This window comes from Hanamia caeni (assembly GCF_003721595.1).
Taxonomy (GTDB): Bacteria; Bacteroidota; Bacteroidia; order Chitinophagales; family Chitinophagaceae; genus Ginsengibacter; species Ginsengibacter caeni.
This window is the reverse complement of the sequence record NZ_RJJR01000007.1, coordinates 124,477-147,481: the sequence shown is the minus strand read 5'-3', so window position 1 is coordinate 147,481 and position 23,005 is coordinate 124,477. Positions and strand designations below refer to the sequence as shown.

General features: G+C 39.4%; 11 protein-coding genes. 4 read left to right on the top strand and 7 right to left on the bottom strand.

All coding sequences use genetic code 11. The features are described 5' to 3' along the window. Positions 1-125: 125 nt before the first annotated feature. A complete protein-coding gene (locus EFY79_RS09960; RefSeq protein WP_123120560.1) occupies positions 126-563 on the bottom strand; it encodes a hypothetical protein in 438 nt (145 codons plus the stop codon). A gap of 176 nt (positions 564-739) precedes the next feature. Between EFY79_RS09960 and EFY79_RS09955 the strand changes: the two genes are divergently transcribed. Next, entirely contained in the window at positions 740-3,553 is a 2,814-nt protein-coding gene (locus EFY79_RS09955) for a hypothetical protein (RefSeq protein ID WP_123120559.1), read from the top strand. 138 nt (positions 3,554-3,691) lie between these two features. After that, on the top strand, positions 3,692-3,850 hold the full coding sequence (locus tag EFY79_RS21425; RefSeq protein ID WP_158605192.1) for a hypothetical protein: 159 nt from the start codon (positions 3,692-3,694) through the stop codon (positions 3,848-3,850). A 107-nt stretch (positions 3,851-3,957) separates the two neighbouring features. Here EFY79_RS21425 and EFY79_RS09950 read toward each other — a convergent pair whose 3' ends face one another. From EFY79_RS09950 to EFY79_RS09930, 4 genes are all read right to left on the bottom strand, one after another. Further along, positions 3,958-7,314 carry a SprB repeat-containing protein gene (locus EFY79_RS09950; protein WP_123120558.1) on the bottom strand — a complete coding sequence of 1,119 codons (3,357 nt, stop codon included), beginning with the start codon at positions 7,312-7,314 and terminating at the stop codon, positions 3,958-3,960. Between the two features lie 633 nt (positions 7,315-7,947). Then, positions 7,948-11,679, bottom strand: coding sequence for an Ig-like domain-containing protein (locus tag EFY79_RS09940; RefSeq protein ID WP_123120556.1), 3,732 nt, complete (start codon positions 11,677-11,679; stop codon positions 7,948-7,950). Positions 11,680-11,841: 162 nt separating this feature from the next. Further along, a complete protein-coding gene (locus tag EFY79_RS09935; protein WP_148041899.1) occupies positions 11,842-14,718 on the bottom strand; it encodes a T9SS type A sorting domain-containing protein in 2,877 nt (958 codons plus the stop codon). A gap of 575 nt (positions 14,719-15,293) precedes the next feature. Next, positions 15,294-15,896: a Crp/Fnr family transcriptional regulator gene (locus EFY79_RS09930; RefSeq protein WP_123120554.1), complete on the bottom strand. Its 603-nt coding sequence runs from the start codon at positions 15,894-15,896 to the stop codon at positions 15,294-15,296. 178 nt (positions 15,897-16,074) lie between these two features. On the opposite strand from EFY79_RS09930, the gene EFY79_RS09925 reads away from it, so the two are divergent. Next, on the top strand, positions 16,075-16,995 hold the full coding sequence (locus EFY79_RS09925; protein WP_123120553.1) for a cation diffusion facilitator family transporter: 921 nt from the start codon (positions 16,075-16,077) through the stop codon (positions 16,993-16,995). A 10-nt stretch (positions 16,996-17,005) separates the two neighbouring features. Here the strand turns inward: EFY79_RS09925 and EFY79_RS09920 are convergent, their stop codons facing one another. Further along, a complete protein-coding gene (locus tag EFY79_RS09920) occupies positions 17,006-18,028 on the bottom strand; it encodes a tetratricopeptide repeat protein (protein ID WP_123120552.1) in 1,023 nt (340 codons plus the stop codon). A gap of 85 nt (positions 18,029-18,113) precedes the next feature. Continuing rightward, positions 18,114-20,066: a 1,4-alpha-glucan branching protein GlgB gene (gene glgB, locus EFY79_RS09915; protein ID WP_123120551.1), complete on the bottom strand. Its 1,953-nt coding sequence runs from the start codon at positions 20,064-20,066 to the stop codon at positions 18,114-18,116. 155 nt (positions 20,067-20,221) lie between these two features. Here glgB and EFY79_RS09910 point away from each other — a divergent pair, with 155 nt between their 5' ends. Further along, on the top strand, positions 20,222-22,999 hold the full coding sequence (locus EFY79_RS09910) for an outer membrane beta-barrel family protein (RefSeq protein WP_158605191.1): 2,778 nt from the start codon (positions 20,222-20,224) through the stop codon (positions 22,997-22,999). The last annotated feature ends 6 nt before the right edge of the window (positions 23,000-23,005 follow it).

The following is a 23,005-nucleotide window of genomic DNA, read 5'->3' as shown; positions in this document are numbered from 1 at the left end:
TTTAAGAAAAGATCAATAAAATTATAACCTGTTTAAAACGCAAAACGTTAGTTATTTATTGCTTCACTAAAACAAATCTTAATTTCTTATAGAATAAAAAAGCGTAAGCAGCAATATGCGCGAATCTATTTGCGCGTCATGTGAAGCACAATGGGCGCCGTACTTCCCCAGGGCGCCAGTTCAAGTGTAGGATTTGCTTTTTTGGTAAAACGCCAGCTCCGGCTAAGAAATTTAAATGCAACTATCGAGTCTGGAAGTGATATATCAAGCTTGCTGTAATCGTCATTTGTTTGCCACGAGCCCATGTAAGTTTGAGTTCCGGAAACTGCTTTTAACGGGCCGTGAAGTAAGTCGGTTTCCAAAAGAATAAACTTATAATTTTTATAATCGGCAGTAAAATCGGCAGTGCTGTCTTTTGCCAGGGTAACTACAAAATCATTTCCAATAACATATTTTTCAAAATATTTTTCCGCCAGCGAATTGCTGATATTATGTACAGTTTTTTTACATGAAAATGCAATAGCAACCGATACCAGAAATATAAAAGTGAATAATCTTTTCATTGAAAAAGAAGTGAAAGTTATTTGCTTACTAACGCCGCCTGAATAATAAAATTATAAAATGTTTGATAAAACGGGACGGAAATCTGACTGGCAAATAAATGAGTTTGTTCAAAACCATCAGAAGTGCGTTAATCTTCCGAAAAACAATTTGTTATCTTTATTTCAGAAAATATACTATGCCCTTTTTACAAAGAATTTTGTTCATCTTTTTTTTCATTCTTTTTGCTTTTCCATCTTACTCACAAATATTCGGGGGCGATCCTCCTTCAATAAAATGGCGACAGATCAACACCTCCTATTCGAGAGTCATTTTCCCGAAAAGGCTTGATTCAGTGGCAAACCGGATTACGAATATAATTTCGTTTACGGCAAAACCTACACAACAAACCATTGGCCATTACTCGAAAAAGATAAACATAGTGCTGCAAAATCAAACCCTCGTTTCAAATGGTTATGTAGGTCTTGGCCCTTTCAGAAGCGAGTTTCTTTTAAATCCCCAACCCAACAGTTTTGAAATGGGAAGCCTTCCGTGGCCCGATGAACTGGCCATTCATGAATACAGGCACGTGGAGCAATATAACAATTTCAACGTTGGCCTTTCAAAATTAATGGGTAAAATTTTTGGTGAAGAAGGAAGAGCCGTGGCCAACAACGCAGCCATCCCTAACTGGTTTTACGAAGGCGATGCGGTATATAACGAGACCAATTTGAGCGCCCAGGGCCGGGGAAATCTGCCACAGTTTTTCGATGCCTACCGTTCGCTGTGGAAGGCGGGAAAGCATTATAGCTGGATGAAATTAAGAAACGGATCTTTAAAAGATTTTGTTCCTGACCATTATGCGCTTGGCTACCTGCTGGTAGCTTACGGGCGGCAAAAATATGGCGATGAGTTTTGGAAAAAAGTAACGCACGATGCAGCTTCGTTTAAAAGCCCCATCTATCCCTTTCAACATGCAATAAAAAAATACGCCGGCGTTAATTATGCCTCTTTCAGGAACAATGCATTTGAGTTTTTCAAAAGACAGTTTGATGATGAAAGAGAAAAAAACCATCCCATTCCGGGCAAAATAAAAAATGAGCAGTTTCCTTCGTTTACTGAGGACGGCGCAATCATTTTCGTAAAATCATCTTCAAAAGAGATACCTCAGTTTATCATTCTTAAGAACGGCAAAGAACATAAATTAAGAGTACAGGATTATTCACTGGATAATTATTTTAGCTATCGCAACGGCAAAATAATTTATAGTTCCTACAAGCCTGACACGCGCTGGGGCTATCGTGATTTTAATAATTTAAAAATAATAGATGTCACTAACGGTGATGAATACACGATTTCTAACAAAACGAAATATTTTTCTCCGGATATCAGTGAAGATGGGCAATCTATCATAGTTGTAAATGCACCACCTTCGGGCAAAAGCTCGTTGCATTTGCTAAATTCCAAATCCGGAAAACTGATAAAGGAAATTCCAAATCCGAATCATCTTTTTTATACCTATCCCAAATATTATGGAAACAATAAAATTATTTCAGCAGTAAGAAACCCGGCAGGAAAAATGTCTATTGCCGAAATTGATTTGAAAAATAATGAAACAAAATTTCTGCTGCCATTCAGCTATCACGTTTCCGGATTTCCTTTCATTTTTAATGACACACTTTATTTTTCTTTAGCGTTTAAAAAAAATGTTGACCTTTTTGCTTTTACATTTTCTGATAAAAAGCTATGGCTAATTAATGTTGGCAAATCTGCCGGCATTGGCAAATATCATCCTTTCATAAATGAAGATTTTGCAGGCTGGTCCACGTTTACAGCAGAAGGTTACCGGCTGGAAAAAATTAAAAAATCAGACGTGATTTTCGAAGAAATAAATCCGGCTGAACTGGAAGAAAAGATATCAAATTTTGGAGTAACGGTTTTAGACAACACCAACGCAGGATTATTACAGGAAGTTCCTGGTGATTCTTTTGCTGTTTCGAAATACCGAAAAAGCTTCAGGCTTTTTAATTTCCATAGCATAGAACCTGCTGTTAATGATCCGCTGTACACGCTGAGCGTGGTAGGTGAAAATATTTTAAATACCTTTCAATCGAGCCTTTCACTTACCTACAACAGCGCAGAAAAATCAAAAGAAATTTCTTTCGCCGGTACTTATGGAGCATGGTTTCCTTTCGTAAGCGGCGGTTTAAATTATTTACAGGACAGAAAGGTTTTGTATCATCAGAACGTAATTCGCTACAACCAGATAGAACCGTTTGCAGGCTTTAGCATTCCGCTAAACCTTAGTAAGGGCCGGTCTTTTACAAATTTAAATTTTGGATCGCAATACGTGTATAGCCAGGGATTTTTCAGAGGAATTTATAAAGACTCGATATCCTCTTCGTATAGCTATATCAATAATTTTTTGACTTTTAACAATCAGCAGCAAAAAGCATCACAACAAATTTTTCCTTCTTTCGCTCAAAGCATTTCTCTTTCTTACAAAACTGCAGTTCAAAATGTAAAGGGCTATCAGTTTGTAGCAAATGGAAATTTTTATTTACCCGCAATCAGCAAAACGCACAGTTTGGTTTTGAATATGGCATGGCTACAGAGAGACACCTTGCGTCAACTCAATTTCTCCAATGCGTTTCCATTTTCAAGGGGTTATCAGGCCTTGAATTTTTATAAAATGTTTAAATGGGGAATTAATTATCATTTACCGCTCGCCTTTCCTGATAAGGGTTTCGGAAATATACTCTACCTTCTTCGCATAAGATCTAATATTTTTTATGATGATACGGAGGTTAAAGACTGGGATAAAGAAAATAATTTATTTTCTCAAACATTTCGTTCGCTGGGTTCAGAATTAAGCTTTGATACAAAATGGTGGAACCAGGTAAATATTTCATTTGGTATCAGGTACAGCCGGCTTTTGGATAGCGATATATATGGAAACAAAGGCAGCAACCGGTGGGAAATTATTTTGCCGGTGAATATTTTAAATCATTAAAAAATGCAAACGTCACCGGCCTTGCATTTCAGCATCTTTAATGATTTTGATAACAAAAAACAAACACATTTTTGAAATGCTGCCTTTTTTTTAAAAGCCTGTTTTCTTATATTGCAATATATTTTTTGCGCGAAGAAGATGAAAAAAGAAACCCCAAATAAAAAAAAGAAAAAAAGCAGCACTGCCTTTTTTTTCATAACAAGTGCAGTGATTGTAAGTGCCGCTGTTTATTATACTATTAAAGAAGGCAGAAGAATTAAAGAAGAAAATAAATTACTCGCTTATGAAGTGTGGTAATAGTTGATTTAACTTTTGTATAAATTGACAAAAAGGTTTTGCCTTGCGATTGCATGACAAAACCTTTTTGAATTTATAGACTGTAAGGATTAAAAAGCGCTTATTAATTAATACTGAATCCTGCTTACATTCATCGTTCCATCCGGCATAGTGATTTGCAGGTTATAAATTCCTCTTGCCGCATTTTTATTCCATTCAATAGTTTCAATGCTGTTGCCTGCGGTGCGAACGATTTTTTTAGAAGTTATTACCTGTCCAATAGAATTCAGAAGGCGGGCATAATAAACACCTCCCGGCTGATTCTCAAACCGGATATTCACCTTTGCATCAACTGCAGGATTCGGGTATATTTTTACCGCAACAGAAACATTGCTTATTTGTGCTTTTACTATGGATGAGTATTCGATTTTGCCATTTACATCCACGCTGCGAATGCGATAGTAGTTATTCCCCTGACCCGCGTTTTCATCTAACCAATTGTAAGAAGAAGATGAATTGTTGTTCGCAGCTATCTGAGCCACTATACTGAAATTTTTTCCATCAGCAGACCTTTCTACTTCGTATTGTTTCATGTTGCTTTGGTTTTCGACGTTCCAGTCAACAGACACTTTATCGTTCTGAGCATTCGCTTTTACGGAGGCAATTGTCACAGGAGTGGTTTGTAAAGCCCTGAAAATAACTTTAAACCTATTGGCAGCCTTTGAGGCAGCATCAGAAGAAACAATAAAATCAAGCTGGGTATCGCCATCAGGGTTTAATGGAGTTTCGATTTTTGTATAGCTATCGAGGACAAAGCCATTGACTGCAGAATTTTCGATACCTGAAGCGGTAAATACGAGCCGGTATTTTTGATTGGTTACATTCGTAATCTGATAGTTAATAGTATCGGTTGCTGATAATTCCTTTCTTCTTTCGATTACCAGTTTTTGGTTATTTGAAATGATTGCCAGGTTCTCAGCGCTGTTATAAATTTTTCGTGTATCCATACCGTCAATCTCATTGCTGAATTGTGAGCTGAACTGTTGAAGAACGCCATCAGCCACGTACGATGAACCGTTGCCGGTTACTACAAACAATCTTACGCTGAGGCCCGCCACATCATCCGCATTAGTTTGTTCTCTCATTGCAATACCTTTTCCGACCGTAGAAACTTTCGCACTTTCAGTAAAATATACCTGTCCATTTGTATTATATGATTGTACAAAAAATGCAACGCCACTTTCTATATTGTTATTAATTGTGCCTGCCGGGCCAAAGGTTGGCGATGCTAACAAGTTACGATAGTTACTGCCATCTTTATACAGCGTTTGATAAGCACCCACGCCATAAGGATTACCAACTGTTAGCGTTGGATCCCAAACAATAATGTCAGGATTTATTCCGGTGGCTGAAATTTTCCTGATGTCTACCGCAGAAGCATAAGGGTTTCCAATTGACTGAAACTTTCCAGCTTTCACAGCAATAACATTAGTTGAGCCTGTGATTAAACTGCCGGTAGTTCTCAACGTTGTATTACTTACGTTTGGATAAACGGTTCTCCTGTCGCCTCTTACAAAAAGCATATAGCCCAGAGGATTATACACCGGATCATTTGTGTTGGTAACGGCCACCCAATTATTAGTGGCATCACTGAAGTATTTAATAGCCGGGGCTACAGAGCTTGCATCAAAATCAATTCCTTTTCCTGTTATTTGTGTTCCAAATCCGCTGACATTTTTGTCGCCATTTTCCATCCATGTCTGGTAAATACTTTTGCCTTTTGTTGGCGTGGAAACCATCACCCAGGTCTTGTTATGTTGGCCAGGCAAATCACCAATATTTACATACCGTTCTACGGTTACATCTCCGTTAATTGAGTTGCCTTTCAATGTACCATTAGCCGTAATATCCGCAACACCTGCGGTGGCTTTGGCTGTGGATTTTAAAGTGAGGTTATTGTTGGTATTAAAAGTACAGTTGCTTTTACCGAAAGAAAGAATTCCTGTAATATTTAAAGTGTCGTTTGCAGTTGAGAAAAGGCTAAGCCCTTTGGTATTGCTTATTTTAAGGTTATTGATTGTTTTGTTTACGAACCAGCTACCTGAAATGGTTTGTGCGGTTGGTCCCTTTGCTGAAGTTGATCCTCCATCAAATTCAAGCGTTCCGTTTGTTACATCAAATTCACCTTTATTTCCAATATAACCTGCAATTTGTAAAGTACCGATTATAGTAAGAGTCGCTCCCTGGTTGATGGTAAGGTCTTTAACACCTGCAATTCCTGAAGGAACAACCGGGTTATTTTTCGTTAAAGGAATAGTTACATTTGTGCTCAGGGTAGGAATGGCGCCACAACTCCAGTTGCTGCCATCATTCCAGTTGCTGTTGTTGCCTAACCATGTGCCGGGATTGGTAGCCCTAACAGTTGCTAATCCGCTTACGACACCTAAGCAACCGGTTTGGCTGGTAACAGATACAAGAGAATAAGATTGATTGTTGACAATCACAGGCTGGGTAATAACAGTGTTATTGCCGGAGATGAGGCCGTTCGCAGTAAAGTTATTACCGGAATTATCTTGATAAACAGCACTAAAACTATTGCTGACACTTCCGGAGATAGCGATGTTGAACGTGGTAGTTGACCCGGTGCAAATAGCAGAAGTGCCGGAAATCGTGCCGGTATAGTTTTTAGAAAGAGTGACTGGCACCACAGCGTTGCAACCCCTGTAGTCACTTACTTTAACGTTGTGAGTCCCTTCGGAGAGGTTCTGTAATTTAGTGCTCCAGGTGGTAGCTCCGTCATCTACGTTGTAATAATATGATCCTGCACCGCCTGATGGGGTGATTACTACTGTACCTCTTGAAGCACTGCAGGAAAAATCTGTCTGATTAAAAGTTGCAGTTATTGGGTCAGGGCCCTTTACGGTATAATTGCCTGTCGCCATACAACCATTCACGTCCTTAATTTTGACGGCATACGGTCCGGCAGTCAGTTTATCAAAATAATAAGCCGACTGATAGGTAACACCGTTATCTTTTGATGCCAGCACGGTTCCGGTTCCACCATCTACCGAAATTCCAAATGAGCCATCGGCGGATCCAAAACAAGAGGTGCTTCCTCCATAAGTTCCTCCTGTATTATAAAGGCTGGTGATGCGAAGTGGATTAGGGGTACTAACATCAATATCCATTCTGCGCGCAATTTTTCCATTTGCATCTTTTACTTTAAAAAAATAATGCCCGTTTTCAAGATTGCTGAAAACATTGCTTTCCTGGTAAGCACCATCATTAACAGAGTATTTCAATATTCCTGTGCCACCGCTCGCATTTACGGTTACTTGTGCGTCTTTTATGCCATAGCAGCTTACATCCGATCCGTTGTATGATTTTTTAACAAGGCTGTTGATGACAGGTGATTGCGCGTTAGTTACCTGGGCAGTTAGTGTGTTTAATAATCCTGCAATTAAAAGAATAAAAATGATCCTCATGACTAAATATTTTTTCCTTGGTTTAAAATGTAATGAGGCATTACAAGGGATGCGGATTGTTTTGGTTAAACCGAAAGGAAAGGATGGTTATTATTCAGGGGATAAAGGCGAACGATAAAATTGGGAATTTTTGCCTTGTAAAGCAGACAAATAGTGTAAGTGTTATGAAATATTCTGTTAGGGGCTACAAAGATAATATCCGTAATGGAAGTTCAAAGTTTTTTCGAAAATTTTTTTCGTACTTTTTCGTATCAGCCTTCGTAAATCATCAGGGATTAATGCAACCATTTATTTTTAAACTCGTAATAATACTATTGATTGTTGATGAAAACCACATAAGATGGCTTCCCAGGTTTCAATTTACCGAAATTGATCCTGATTACATTTCCAAAAGCAACCCTATAGAAACCTTGTGAACTTTTCCGAAGCGTAAATTCACGCAATAGTGCGATGTCAACATTTGCGGTCTTAAATATGATAGCTTTCTTTCAAATGGCTCTGTGGTTATTATCTTAAGTAATCCTGATTATGAATGAGTCGAGCGACTTACAATTGGAGTTCTTAAGACCGAATATAGTAAACGAATAAAAAAGAACATTTTTAATTTTGATAGTGAAAAGAGGTCGCCAGGAGTTAATAAATAAATTTTGCAACATGCTTATTCCCATCAGGCTTGTTGATTTGTAACTGGTAAATCCCTTTAGGCAAATTATCACATTTAATATCTTCTGCGCTGCTGCCTCCGGCATAAGAAATATTTTTGGAAAGTAATACCTGTCCTGCTGCATTGTATAATTTTATTTTATAGATTCCTGAAGGCTGGCTATTGAGTTGCAAATGGATTACATCATCATTAATTGGATTCGGATATATGGAAATCGTTCCTTGCTGCTTTCCATTAATTACTTTTACAACCTGGGTATAGGTTACCTTTCCATCAACACTTACGATTTTTATCCTGTAGTAATTAGTGCCGCTATTTACATTTTTGTCGGTCACTTCATAATTCCCTTTTCCAATATTGACTGCTTTTACCACTTGTATTTGATTGAACTGGTTTCCATCTGTAGATTTTTCTACTTCATATTCTTTGATGCCGCTTTCGCTGGCAACTGCCCATTGAACTCTATTATCAATTCCTTTTACTGTCGCAGTAACAGAAGTAATTGTTACGGGTAATGCACTCATTTGCCTGAATACTATTTTAAACCTATCTGGTGCCGCTGAAGCAGAATTTGTTGAGACTGTTATATTAATGGAGGTGCTGTCGGTGAGGCTTACAGGGGTTTCTGTACCCAGGAATTTATCTAAAAGAAATCCCCGCAAACCGGTAGCTTTTATGTTTTCGGGTACAAAGGATAGTTGGTAATTAGTTCTATTTAAATTGCTGATGTTATAGTAAATAGTGTCTTCTGCAGACAGAGGGCTTTTGGCTTCTATGGCCAACAACTTTCCTTCTCTCTTTACGGCAAAGTTTTCTCCGCTGTTTACTATTTTTACGGCATCATTGCCATCGATATTATCCCTGTATCTCTTATCAAAGGCTACTACGTTGCCATCGGCCATAAGGCCTGTATTGGTGATAAGGCTGGCTCTCAAAAACTGCTTTTGCCCCTCATTGGTTTTTGCGGCGATGCGGGATGAATGGCCCGGCCTTGGAGCAGTGGATTTACAAGCCTCGGTCAATGAAAGCGAACCATCTGTTGCAGAAGATGAATGCACAAAAAATGCCTGTCCTGACTGGATGATGGAAGATAGCACGGTGGTTGGATAAGAACTGGTTCCCCCGGGAACGGGCTTCCAGTTATTTACGCTGCTTAAGGTCTGGTAGCCTCCTACTCCATAAGTGCCATACAGGTATGGGTCATAAGTATAGAACGCCTCATCTACGTTGGCATCTTTGGTGATTAAAGAAAAGTCTATGGGTGAAGCATACGGGTTACCTACAGATTGAAATGAGTGGGCTTTTACGGTTATGGCCGGCTGGTTTCCAGCAAATAGGGTTCCTTTGGTTCTAAGAACTGTTGTGTTGGCGGGCGCTGTAATTGAAGTAACGGAGCGGTCGCCTCTTACAAAAACCATGTATCCCTGTTGATTTGCAATAAGGTCATTCGCGTTGGATACGCCTTTCCAATTATTGGTTGTGGTATCAAAATATTTTATTGAAGGAGCTACTGAATACATATCAAAGCCTGCGCCTGTGCCGCCGGGGCTGCTTATCATGGTTCCATAATTTGCAGGAGTGCTTCCATTTTCCATCCAGCTTTCCTTTACTGTCTGGCCTGAAGTGGGCACCGATAAAAACTGCCATGCCTTTCCATGCTGGCCTGTGGCGGTGCCTGTGTTGATATAACATTCAACCGTTACTTTACCTGTGATGGTATTCCCAGGGGCGATAATTCCAACCCGGGCGGTTCCCAAAGCATTTGAAACCAGTGTGATGTTATCACCAGTGTTCAATTTGCTGGTGGCGTTACCGAAGGTAAGCGCCCCGGTTATTAGTAGTGTGTCATTGGGAGCTGAGGAAACCGATAGCCCGGAGCTGCTTATATTGCTAATGATTAAATTTTTTATGGTTTTATTGGTGAACATGCTTCCTGCAAGGGTTTGTGCGCTGCTTCCTTTCATATTTACGATTCCTGTCCGCGCATCGAAAACCCCATTGTTGGTAATTGTCCCAAAGATCCTTATCGTCCCCGCATCAAGTGTTACCGTCGTGCCGCTACCCGTATAGATGTCATGGGCACTTGCCGTTCCGGTTATTACGGGGTAATAAGTCAATCCCGGGGGGATTGTTACATCTGAAGATGAATCTGGCACTCCTGAGCACCAGTTTTGCGAATCATCCCAATCTGTATTTACGCCCAGCCAGGTATAAGATTTTCTTACAGTAAGGGTGGCAGCGGAACTGGAAATGGTATTCGTGCATCCACCGGAAGCTACATTACAGCGGTATTGATAGCCGTTCATCAGGTAGGTCACACTGCTGATACCAAGCGTTGAACCGGTTACCGCGCTATAGGGAGCAGTGTTGGTTAATGAAGTCCAGCTACTTCCCCCATTGGTACTAACCTGCCATTGGTAAGTAAGACTTGTGCCGGATGCACTTTCCGTAAAAGTAACAGCATCATTCGGACATACTGTAGTACCGGAAGGGGCGGTTACAACAGGCGCTGACTTTACAGTTACGGCAACCGCTGTCCTCGGACCCTCACACACTGCTGTATCTACATTGTAATACGAAACATAGTAGCTGGTGGAACTATTTAAAACAGGTGTCGTATAGGTTGAGCCTGTAGTCAGGGGAATTCCTCCCGAACTTGAAGTATACCATTTGTATCCTATGCCTGAAGCAGCTCCGGAGGCAGTTAACGTTGCTGATGAATTATAACAACTGGTAACAGGAACTGCAGTTGGGCTAGTATAGGAGGTAGTGACATTGGTAGCAACACTTGAAGTGTCATTACTGAATTTATTGTCATAGGTAGAAGAACTTACCACCACCTTATTATTAACAGAAGGAACGGCAGTACAAACGGCTTTGACCTTTATCGTGAACGTAATGGGCTGGCTTTGCCCAAGGGCGGTTAGTGCCCTGAATTGTACTACACGGGAAGCTGAGTTATAGGTAAGTGAATAACTGAAGTTGGAAGGTACCACCGTTACCGCTGAGGACTGGTAAACAAGTGAAGACGCAAGTGTGTCGTTTACGAATACATCATTGGCTATTCCAGGTAGATTATTAATAATGGAAACGGTATAAGTAATAGTATTTCCGGCTGTAACCGTTCCTTTATCAGATGTTTTTTTTATCTGAACATCACAACTATCCCCCGTACTAACCTTACCGCTATACAGGTTAGTTAAAAGATGAGTAGTATCTGTGGTAGTAGTCCCGCATATTGAAGAAGATGCAACAAGATTTGTATAATTGGTTGTTTCAGCCGGCGAACCATTTGGCACCACAAAGCGAATGATAAATTGATAGCTGGCCCCAGGTTCAATACCAGGTGTTTTTGTAATAATTGTTCCGTTAACTGTCTCAATAAAGGTGTACAATGGGGTGCTTCTTGCGGTATAGCTGAAGTTGAAAGAGTCTCTTGCACTTCCAGTATTTTTTACGGTAAGAAGGTAAAATATCTGGTTATTCGTATTAGATTTGGTATATCCAACCACTGAATCCTGCATCTGAACACCACAGGAAGTACTTAAGGTTTTTAATGAATAGTTAATGGTTCCCGGATTTCCGTTATCACCTGCTGCATAAGCCATACCGGTGCCAGTGCACATCAGAATAATGAGCATCAGGAAATACAGGAAGTGTTTCGTTCCTATTTTAATGGCGTTGGTCAGCTGAACATTCATTCAAAATCAACATGAATTGATAATCCAACGAAAAAGAAGCCACGTTATTGTTTACTCCAGTATTTCCAGATTATGAATTAATTTATAATGTAAATCACGTTGTTCATCGTAATTGGCTAATTGACAAATCAGTACATCATTTAACTTTTTCACATTTACTAATTAATAAATGATCTTCAAAGCTTCTTTATTTCCATCCGGTTTCACAATTAATAAATTATAGATCCCTTTACTAATCGAATTAGCCGAAATTGATTCTGAAGCGCTTTCTGCGGTGTGAAGGATCGTTTTTGATAAAATTGCCTGCCCCAATTGGTTCGACAGGCTTATGGTATATTTCCCGGGCGGTTCATTCCTGAATACAAGGTGAATCGTTTCGTTAAGAATCGGGTTGGGTGTAACTTCGATAGCAGCTATTATTTTTCCAATGTTTACTTTCACCACCGTCGAATAACTTACCTTACCATCTTTGCTTACGATTCTGATACGGTAATAATTGATGGCAGCGTTTACATTCCCATCTTCGGAAATGTAGTCTCCACTTTTAGTATTCTCCGGGTTTACCACGGCCATTTCGGAGAACTGATTTCCGTCTGTCGACTTTTCTACTTCGTACTGCCGTATATCGCTTTCGTTTTCAACGCTCCAGTGGATGATATTCTTTGCTTCTTTATTTATCGCTGTAATAGAGGTAATGTTTACGGGCAATGCGGCCATTTGTCTGAAGACCATCTTAAACCGGGCTGCCGCCGATGAGGCTGCATTTGAGGTTATGGCTACTTCGATAATGGTGCTGTCGCTTAAGCTTACCGCGGTTTCTGTGTTCAGGTATTTGTCTATCAATATACCCTGAAACCCCGAAGCTGACATATTCTCAGGAGCAAAAATGAGCTTATAAGTCGTTTTACTGAGGTTCGAGAGGTTGTAAAAGATGGTATCGTTTTCTGAAAGCGGGCTTTTGGCTTCTATGGTCAACAACTTTCCTTCTCTCTTTACAGCAAAGTTCTCTCCGCTGTTTACAATTTTTACGGCATCATTGCCATCTATATTATCCCTGTAGGTTTTATCGAAGGCCACTACATTGCCATCGGCCATGACACCGGTTGAGGTAATAAGGCTGGCACGTAAAAACTGCCTGCCTTCAACGGTTGAGCCCGTAGCTTCCCTGTTGGAATGGCCGGGCCTTCCTGTTGCGGATTTACTGCCTTCTGCTATAGTAAGGCTGCCATCGGTGCTGCTGCCGGAATGCACGAAGAAGGCCTGCCCTGACTGGATAATGGAAGAAAAAATAGTTGTTGGATATGCGCTGGTTCCACCAGGAACGGGCTTCCAGTTATTGACGCCGCTAAGCGTCTGGTAGCCACCTACGCCGTAGCTGCCATATAGGTACGGGTCGTACACATAAAAGACATTATCTATTGAGGGGTCTTTTGTGATTAAAGCGAAGTCTATCGGCGATGCATAGGGGTTGCCTACAGATTGAAATGAGTTGGCTTTTACGGTTATTGGCATTTGGGTACCTGTAAACAGTGTGCCTTTGCTTCTTAATACCGTCCGATTGCTGGCCTGGGTGGTCCCGGTTACGGTGCGGTCTCCTCTTATAAATACCATATATCCGCCGGTATTGGCTATCAGGTCGTTAGCGCTTGACACGCCTTTCCAATTGTTTATGGTTTCATCAAAATATTTCAGAGAAGGTGCTACGGAATACATATCAAAGCCTGCTGCGGTGCCTGCCGGACCGCTTATCATGGTTCCATAATTACCGGATGTACTTCCATTTTCCATCCAGCTTTGTCTTACGGTTTGTCCGCTGCTGGGAACGGATAGAAATTGCCACGACTTTGCGTGCTGACCCGCGCCGGTGCCGGTGTTGATGTATCTTTCTACGATTACTTTGCCGGTGATTGAATTTCCAGGGCCTACTATTCCTACTCTTGCTGTTCCCGAAGAATTTGAAACAAGGGTAATGTTATCACCTGTATGAAACTTGCTACCAGCATTACCAAATGTAAGCGCATCAGTTATTTTTAAGGTGTCATTGGCGGCTGATGAAACAGATAAGCCTGCTCCACTTGTATTGTTTATTATTAAATCCTTAATTGCTTTGTTTGTAAACATGCTGCCGGCAATGATTTGAGCAGAAGTTCCGTTCATTTCTATTGTTCCGTTGGTGACATCAAGTGATCCGCTATTTAAAACAGAACCTGCAATCCGCAGTGTTCCATTTACGGTTAATGAAGCACCATTGTCGATATTGAGATTATGGACAGATGCTGTATTCCCCGATAAAATAACCGGGCTTTGGACGCCGGAAGGTATAGTAACTGATGCAGCAGTTCCCGGAATTCCGGGACACCAGTTGGCAGCATCACTCCAATTGGTATTAATACCCTTCCATGTATAAGCAGCGCTAACTGTGATATTGAAATTAAAAATTGTTTCGTAAGTATTGGCAATTGCAATACAAGTGATTGTATAAGTTCCGTTAGCAGGAAAGATATTTGAAACAGAATGATCACTGTTATATGTAAAGGCTCCGGCGGAAGGTGTGATTGACCATGAAAAACTGTACGTTACCCCCGGGGCACTTTTTGCTGGTATTACGGAAGAAATAATTGCACTGCCGCTACATACATTTGAATTGAAATTGATATTGTATTTCGGCAGGCCTCCGAGCTGATTAAATTCTGCAAAACTAAAATCAGCATTATTAGCATTGTCGCTCGATACCGCAACTATTGCATTCCCAATGTATAGTCTTTGGGCGCCATTACTTCCGCTCGCTTGCAGGCCCGGCGCAGAATTATTGATAGTGATATTACTTCCCACAGAAAAAATCAGATTGCTGTTATTAGACCAGTAAATTTTGCCATTTGGCGCATTAATAATTACATCGGTAATTCCAGCTAATGTTACGTCAGAGGAAACTGTAACTGTTCCATTAATAGTAAGTACGCCGGATTGTCCAACAAGAGAAGCGGCATTTATAGTTACTCCATTTGCAACAATATAATCAGCGGAGGAGCTTAAACACATAAAAACAGAGCCAAAAAAAAGAAGTACTAATTTATTTAAAATCGGATGAGAAAAAGCTGTTTTGAAAAAATTCCAAAAAAATAACGCTAAGCCTTTTGATGGAAACGCGGCAGGCCTTTTCTTTTTAACTATTAATATGATCAGATTTTGGAATTTCACTTATTGCTTTATAAATTAACGTTCTTCTTTTAAATACGGCCTAATACCATTCTGCCAGTGAAAGAATATTTAATTTGAAAACGAAAACTTTAAGCTTGTAGTATTAAAACTACATTTTGGCTAAACAGGCAAATCTTTAAAAAAAGTAATATAAAAGAGCTATATAGACCTTAAATGCTTGTCCAGCTTTACTTTCAGAAGATATCATCCAATGCTACAATGAAATAATTAACTTTCATCTCATTGAAATATTGATAAAAATCAAAATAATTTTATATACACGGGACAAAGCAGATTGTTTAATCGCCGGGGGATTCGTCTGCAAACTTTGTATCTGGCAGTAAACAAATAAAAAATGTATATTTTTTATTTGCACAATGAAACGATCTTCAAAAAAAGATTTATAAATACGGCCTTTATCGTTGCCTTGCCCTTATTCTGCATAGTGTTTCTACGGTCATGCCCAGGTAAGAAGCAATATATTTCAGGGGAATCCGGTTCATTAAATTTGGATTTTTCTCAATAAACTTTTTATATTTTTTTTCGGCCGAAGGAATGCGGCCCAGATACGCCCGCTCTTCAGCGCCGCGGTAATTGTCTTCCCATAAGCGGCGAGCCACGGCGTTGGTTTCCGGATAAACTTCAAAAGCTTCTTCTGTTATTGCGATAGGTATGGCAATCAAAACACAATCTTCAAGCGCCTGCAGGTATTCTTCGCAAGGCTTATTGGTGCCCAGGTTGCGGATAGAACTCACAATTTCTCCTTCTTCATTAATCCATGTTGTTATTTGCTTATCCCCTTCCTTAATAAATCCGTGAATTACACCTTTGATAATGAAATAAAAATCAGTGACTACAGCTCCAGGCTTAAGTAAAAATTTTTTCTTTTCTATGGATAACAAGGTTGTGCTTTTGTCTAGAAAATCCATAGCTTCCTTGGATATCGGAGAAACAGTATTTAAAAAGGAAACAAGAGGCGAATAACCGTCAACAGTTTTCCACATCTCAACAGGGTTCATTAATATTATTTTGGATTAAATGTATTTGCAATATAAGGAATTATATAAAAATATTTTAAGAATGTGGATAATTTCAATACACTATCCCACGGCATCCTGCTTTTTTTAAAATTTATCTAAATAATTTCAGGAATAATCTCTGGCTTAAAAAGATACCTTTGTTTAATAAACTTTACAGATGGAGCACAATCATTCTCATCATGCTCATGACCATTTTGAAAAGCTGACAAACGTTAACACGGCGCTGGTAACTGGCATTGTGCTGAACAGTTTGTTTGTGGTGGTAGAAGCTGTCATAGGGTTTTCGGTTGATTCCTTATCCTTATTATCAGACGCCGGCCACAACCTTGCAGACGTGGGAAGCCTGGCGCTATCGCTCCTGGCTTTCAGGATGTTGAAAATAAAGCCCAATAATAAATATACTTATGGCTACAGAAAAACTACCATTCTTGCCTCACTGGTAAACGGTGTTATTTTGCTTATTTCTGTCGGAGCGATTGCCTACGCTGCCTTTCAACGATTTTCACATCCCCCTCCCCTTCCTGGTAAAACAATTGCCATCGTGGCCGGCATCGGAATCGTCATAAATTTTGCAACCGCTTTTATGTTTTTGAAAAACAAGAACAGCGATTTAAATATTAAAGGAGCCTATCTCCACATGCTTGCTGATGGTTTGGTAAGCGTTGGAATTATGATAGGAGGAATTATTATTTACTTTACTCAACTTTATTGGATTGACCCGGTTTTCAGCTTAATAATTGTGATTGTTATCCTAAGCAGCACATGGAGCCTGCTTAAGGAAAGCCTCGCGCTCACGCTGGACGCCGTTCCAAAGGATATCAGTATAGAAGAAATTAAAAAAAATGCAGAAGATCTGGATGGAATAAAAAATTTGCATCATATCCATATCTGGGCAATGAGCACCACTGAAAATGCAATGACGGCGCACATGGTAATTGAGCATTGCGATAATATTAACGGGATAAAAGAGATTAAAAATAAATTGAAGCACCGGCTGGAGCACATGAACATTCAGCATATAACCCTGGAAACTGAATTCAGCAATGATGATTGCCTCAAAAAAGAATGCACTAAATAGAGATTCCCCTCTAAAGCCCCATTGGCATTTGATTTTTCTGCCGGTATTTGGCTAATGACGGATCCATTTCAATTGCATGATCGCAAATCTTCTGGCCTTTTTCTTTTTGACCCAATTTTTGAAAAGTCATGCCCGCCATATAAAGCGTGGTGGCATCCGTAGAATCCGTATCCAGGATTTTTGTAAAATAGTCTAATGCTTCTTTATATTTTTGGGTATCATACATGGCATGAGCCATATTATTCAGCAGTTCTTTATTGTTTGGCTTTCTTTCTAAAACAATGTTCAGGGTTTTAATTCCATTCTCGGTATCACCGGAATACAATTGAGCAAAACCATAGTTCTCATAAAATGCATTTGTTTTATTGTAGCCATTTTGTGCGGCCAAATCGAAATAAGTAAGCGCTTTTTTAAAATCGTTTTGGCTATAATACATCATTCCCAAATCATACAGCCACGCACTTTTTCCCGGAGTTAATTCCACAGCTTTCTGCATTGCATTAATAGCCGCTTTTTCATTTTCAAGCTCAACGTAAGTTTGCGCCAATGTATACAAGGCTTCAGCATCGGTGCTGTTATTATTTAGATAGCCGGTTAAATATTTTTCAGCTTTTCCATAATCTTCCAGGTGATAAAAGCTCATGCCCGATATGCGGCCAGCATCATCACAGGCTTTGCATTTTTGCGCAAATTCAATTGCCTTTTGATACTGATGATTATTAAAATATAAAGTGGTAAGATGGCGAATAACTTCGGCATTGTCTGGCTGCAACTGGAAGGCCTTATTAAAATTTTCCTGTGCTCTGGAAATCGCCCGCATTGATAGGTTAGTTTCGCCATTAGCTATATACGCCTGTGTAAATGAAGGATTAAAGTCGACAGCCTTTTCAAAATCTTTTGCAGCAATTGCAAACAATCCATCAGTTTGCGCTTTCAATCCTTTATTGTAATAAAAATTGGCGCTGTCTGCATTTTGGGCAAAAGTTATGACGGAAAATACGCACGATGCAAAAAAAATGATAAGGGTTTTCATGTTTTTGAATTTCGATAACGGAATACTGATAACTAAGAAATAAGATTCCGGTTATTTGCTTGTTTACTGCTTAATGGGAAAACTTCTATTGAAGTATTATTGCACTTAACGCCGGAAGGTTCAGATTTATTTCCATGTGCCTGGTTTTTTTATCGAGTTCTTCCAGTTGAATCTCCTGTTCAGAAAATTTTCCTGTGCCCCAATATTTTGCATCGTCGCTGCAGAATATCTGCTTCCAGTGGGTTTTGCCGTAAACACGGATTTTCCAATCATATCTTTCAACGGGTGTCATGTTGAAAACCACCAAAATATTTTCACTTTCGTTTTTACCTTTTCGCATATAAACGATCACACTTTCATCTCTGTGATCCAGGTCGATCCATTGAAAACCTTTCGGATCAAACTGGTATTCGTAAAATGCCGGGTTGGATGTAAACAAATTATTAAGATCTCTAAAAAATGCGTGAAGCTTCTGGTGCGGCTCGTATTGTAATAAATACCAGCCCAATTCAGTTTTATAATTCCATTCAGTGGTTTGGCCAAATTCATTACCCATAAAAAGCAGCTTGCCTCCGGGATGTGTGTACATATAAGAATACAGCACGCGCAGGTTTGCAAATTTTTGCCATTCATCGCCTGGCATTTTATAAATCATTGGAGATTTTCCATGAACCACTTCATCATGACTCAGCGGAAGAATAAAATTTTCATCGTAATAATACGCCATGCTAAAGGAAAATTTATTCTGGTAATCTTTACGGTAAAGAGGGTCGATTTCAAAATAATCCAATGTATCATGCATCCATCCCATCATCCATTTCATTCCAAAACCAAGCCCACCGGCGAAAGTAGGTTGTGTCACGCCCGGCCAATCGGTGGATTCCTCGGCTATCATCTGCACATCAGGAAAATCGCGATAGACCATTTCATTCAGATTCTTAATAAATGCGATCGCTTCAAGATTGCCATTTCCTCCAAATTCATTTTTTTCCCACTCTCCTTCTTCTCTCGAATAATCCAGCCGGAGTATGGAACTAACCGCATCAACCCGCATTCCATCAATGTGATACATTTCAAACCAGTAGCGCGCATTGCTGATTAGAAAAGAACGCACTTCGGCTCTTTCATAATTAAAAATGTAAGAGTTCCAGTCTGGATGGAAACCCTTTCGCATGTCGGCATATTCATAAGTATGTGTGCCGTCAAACATATATAGTCCATGTGCATCGTTTGGAAAATGAGAAGGCACCCAATCAAGAATTACCCCGATACCTTCTTTGTGGCAGGCATCAATCAGTCGCATAAAATCCTCAGGAATTCCAAACCGCGAAGTGGGCGCAAAATAACCACAGCCCTGGTATCCCCAGCTTCCATCAAAAGGAAATTCCATAACAGGCATAAATTCTACATGAGTAAAGCCCATATCTTTTACGTATGGCACAAGCCGTTCTCTCAGCTGATCATAAGAATTAAAAGAATCCTCGTCAAAAGGATTAGGTTTCATCCAGCTTCCGGGATGCACTTCATAAATGCTCCATGGCGATTCCAGAGAATTGTGATCTTTTCGTTTATCCATCCACGTTATATCGCTCCATTCGTAGCGAATTTCCTTTGTTTTCGAAGCAGTAAATGGCCGTGTTTCCCAATGCCTGGCAAAGGGATCGCCTTTGTATAACTGAGCGCCTTCGAACCCGACAATATAATATTTATAGCTTTCAAATTCTTTTATGTGAGGGATAAAACCTTCCCAGATTCCTGAATGGTCAAGCCTCACAAACAAAGGATGACTTTCTGTATTCCAATTATTAAAATCGCCAACAACACTGATGTAAGTGGCATTAGGAGCCCATACTGCAAAATAATACCCTTCCGTTTCTAATACCGTTTGAGGATGAGAACCGAAAAAATTATACAAATTATAATTGGTGCCATTTTGAAAGTTGCGTATCTCCTCCTCATCAAACAAAGAATAGTTCCAGACCGGCTTAGTGGAGTCAACAAAATTTTCTTCTTCGTATGGGGTCTTTCTGATAGCCATAATGCAATTTACGGTTTTATATGTTGGATAAACCTTATGGAATTCTTTAAATCGTGCATCTTCAACATGATTACGTTAACATAAATTTAAGAATCATATATATTTTTACTGATAATAAAGAGACACTTTTGATGATTACATATACCCAAAATTTAATGCAAAAAGTTTTCTTTGGTCTTATTTTCATCGTATTTGCTTCTTACAACGGCTTTGGTCAAATCTCAGATATCAAAGGCAAGCTTACAGACTCTTCCTCAAATTTACTTGTGAGTAATGCAGTTGTTGCTGTTTTGCGGCAGCAGGATTCAGTGTTAGTTAAATTTTCAAGGAGCGATAAAAACGGAAATTTTCAAATTCAAAATTTAGATTCCGGAAAATATATTATCCTTGTTTCTTACCCCAAGTATGGAGATTATGTTGACCTGTTTGATTTAAAAAAAGGAGAGGATTTTAATTTTAATACAATTTATCTTACTCAGAAGGCAAAACTTTTGCAGGAAATTATTATACGGCAATCGGCAGTAAGAATTAAAGGCGATACAACCGAATTTACAGCAGACAGCTTTCACGTAAAACCCAATGCCACGGTGGAAGATTTGCTGAAAGAACTTCCGGGGCTGCAGGTGGATAAAGATGGGAAAATTACTGCGCAAGGCCAGCAGGTGCAAAAAGTTTTAGTAGATGGTGAAGAGTTTTTTAGCGATGATCCTACCGTTGCTACCAGGAATTTACGTGCCGATGCCATAGATAAGGTGCAGGTTTTTGATAAGAAAAGCGACCAGGCGGAATTTACAGGAATTGATGACGGGCAAACGACAAAAACATTAAACCTTAAATTGAAAGAGAATGCCAAACACGGATTTTTCGGAAAGCTTTCTGGGGGCGCTCTTGATAAATATTATAATGGTCAGGCGCTCATCAATGCCTTTAAAGGTAAAAGGCAACTGTCGGCCTTCGCTATTGCCAGCAGCACCGATGCAACCGGTTTAAACTGGCAGGATTCGCGGAGCTATGGATTTAGCAACGATAACATCTCTGTAATGGAAGGCGGAGGAATTATGATAACCTCCAATTCCGACGACCTTGGAACCCAAAGCTTTTATGGACAAGGCCTGCCTGAGAGTATGAAAGCTGGTATCCATTTTTCTAACAAATGGGATGATGATAAATTCAATGCCGGTGGAAATTACTTGTTTAATAAACTTGCAGTGAGAAGCACCGGCAATACCTATACGCAAAATATTTTACAGGACTCAGTGTACTACACCCGTGAATCCCAAAATACCCATTCAGATAAAATGAGGCATGCTTTGTCAGGCATGACGGAAATAAAATTGGATTCTTCATCATCGGTGAAAATTACTGCCGACGGATATGTGGGGACAAGCGAATCCAACAGCGACTATCAATCTCAAGCACTTGACGAAAATAATCAAAGAGTTAATACAAGTAAAAGGTTCACATCCAGCAAAGGCGACAACAAAGGTTTACGTGCCTCTGCGCTCTATAGAAAAAAGTTTAAAAAACAGGGAAGAACCCTTTCAATAAATATTGATGAAACCTATACCGACAACACCAGTAACGGTTATCTGAATAATGTATCTGAATTTTACAATTCAGGCGGTTCTGTTTTTCGCAGAGATTCTACCGATCAAAACAAAATAAACACAACTACCTCAAACATCGCGGGGATAAGAGCGACCTACACTGAACCACTCTCAAAAAAAACATACCTGGAAATTAATTATTCCTTTTATAACAACAACAGCTCTCAAAGCAGACTCAGTTATGATAAAGATGCTGGTGGTAAATATTCTGCGCTGGTGGACTCGCTGAGCAATGAATTTAAATATCTATATAAAACCAATAGCGCCGGGCTAAATTACCGGTATAACGAAAAGAAATTTAATTTCTCTTTTGGTGGGAATATTGCAAATACTGCATTTCAGCAAACCGATTTAGTAAAGGACACTTCAAGAAAATATAGCTATTACAATCTTTTTCCAAGGGCAAATTTTTACTACAAATTCAACGCCTATAGCGGAATAAGATTTAATTATAATGGTAGTACAAATCAGCCTACGATAGATCAGCTACAGCCTTTAAGAAATAATGATGATCCCCTCAATGTTGTTATAGGAAACCCGAACCTACGCCAGGAATTCCGCAACTCATTTAACCTGAGCTTTAATAACTACAAAGTTTTTAGCCAGCGATCAATTTATATTGGTACCAATTTTACTTCCACAAGCGACGCCATCAGCAGCACCTATACTATCGATAACCTTGGAAAAAGAACCACACAATTCAGGAACGTAAATGGCAATTATTTTGGAAATTTTTATGCCGGATATTATATCAAAATACCGAAAACTCAAATCAATGCAGGTGTAAGCCCGCAGGCTAATCTTTCTAAAAATACCAACTTTGTAAACGGCCAGAGAAATGTAACCACAAACACCGGACTATCCATGAGATTGAGTTTGAGAACTTATGTAAAAGATAAATACCAGTTTAATGTATCTGCATCGCCTTCGTACAACATTTCAAAATCAAGTATCAGCAAAGTAGCCGGTAGCAATTATTGGAGCTATAATTATTCTGTTGATGGTAGTTACTCGCTGCCGGGCAAACTGGAAATAGGTTCTGATGTAGATATGAATTTCCGTCAAAAGCTAAACACGTTTGATGTGAACACTGATGTTATCTTATGGAATGCCTACATCGAAAAGAAATTTCTTAAGAACGATGCATTGGTATTACGGTTTAGCATACACGATATTTTAAACCAAAACAAAGGATATAACAGAACAGTACAATCTTATGCTATTGTAGAAAAACATTATCTGACCTATCAACGGTATGGATTAATCACTTTCACATGGAATTTCAATAATAAAGGAGGCGCCGGCGCCCCCAAATCAATGTTTTAAATTTTT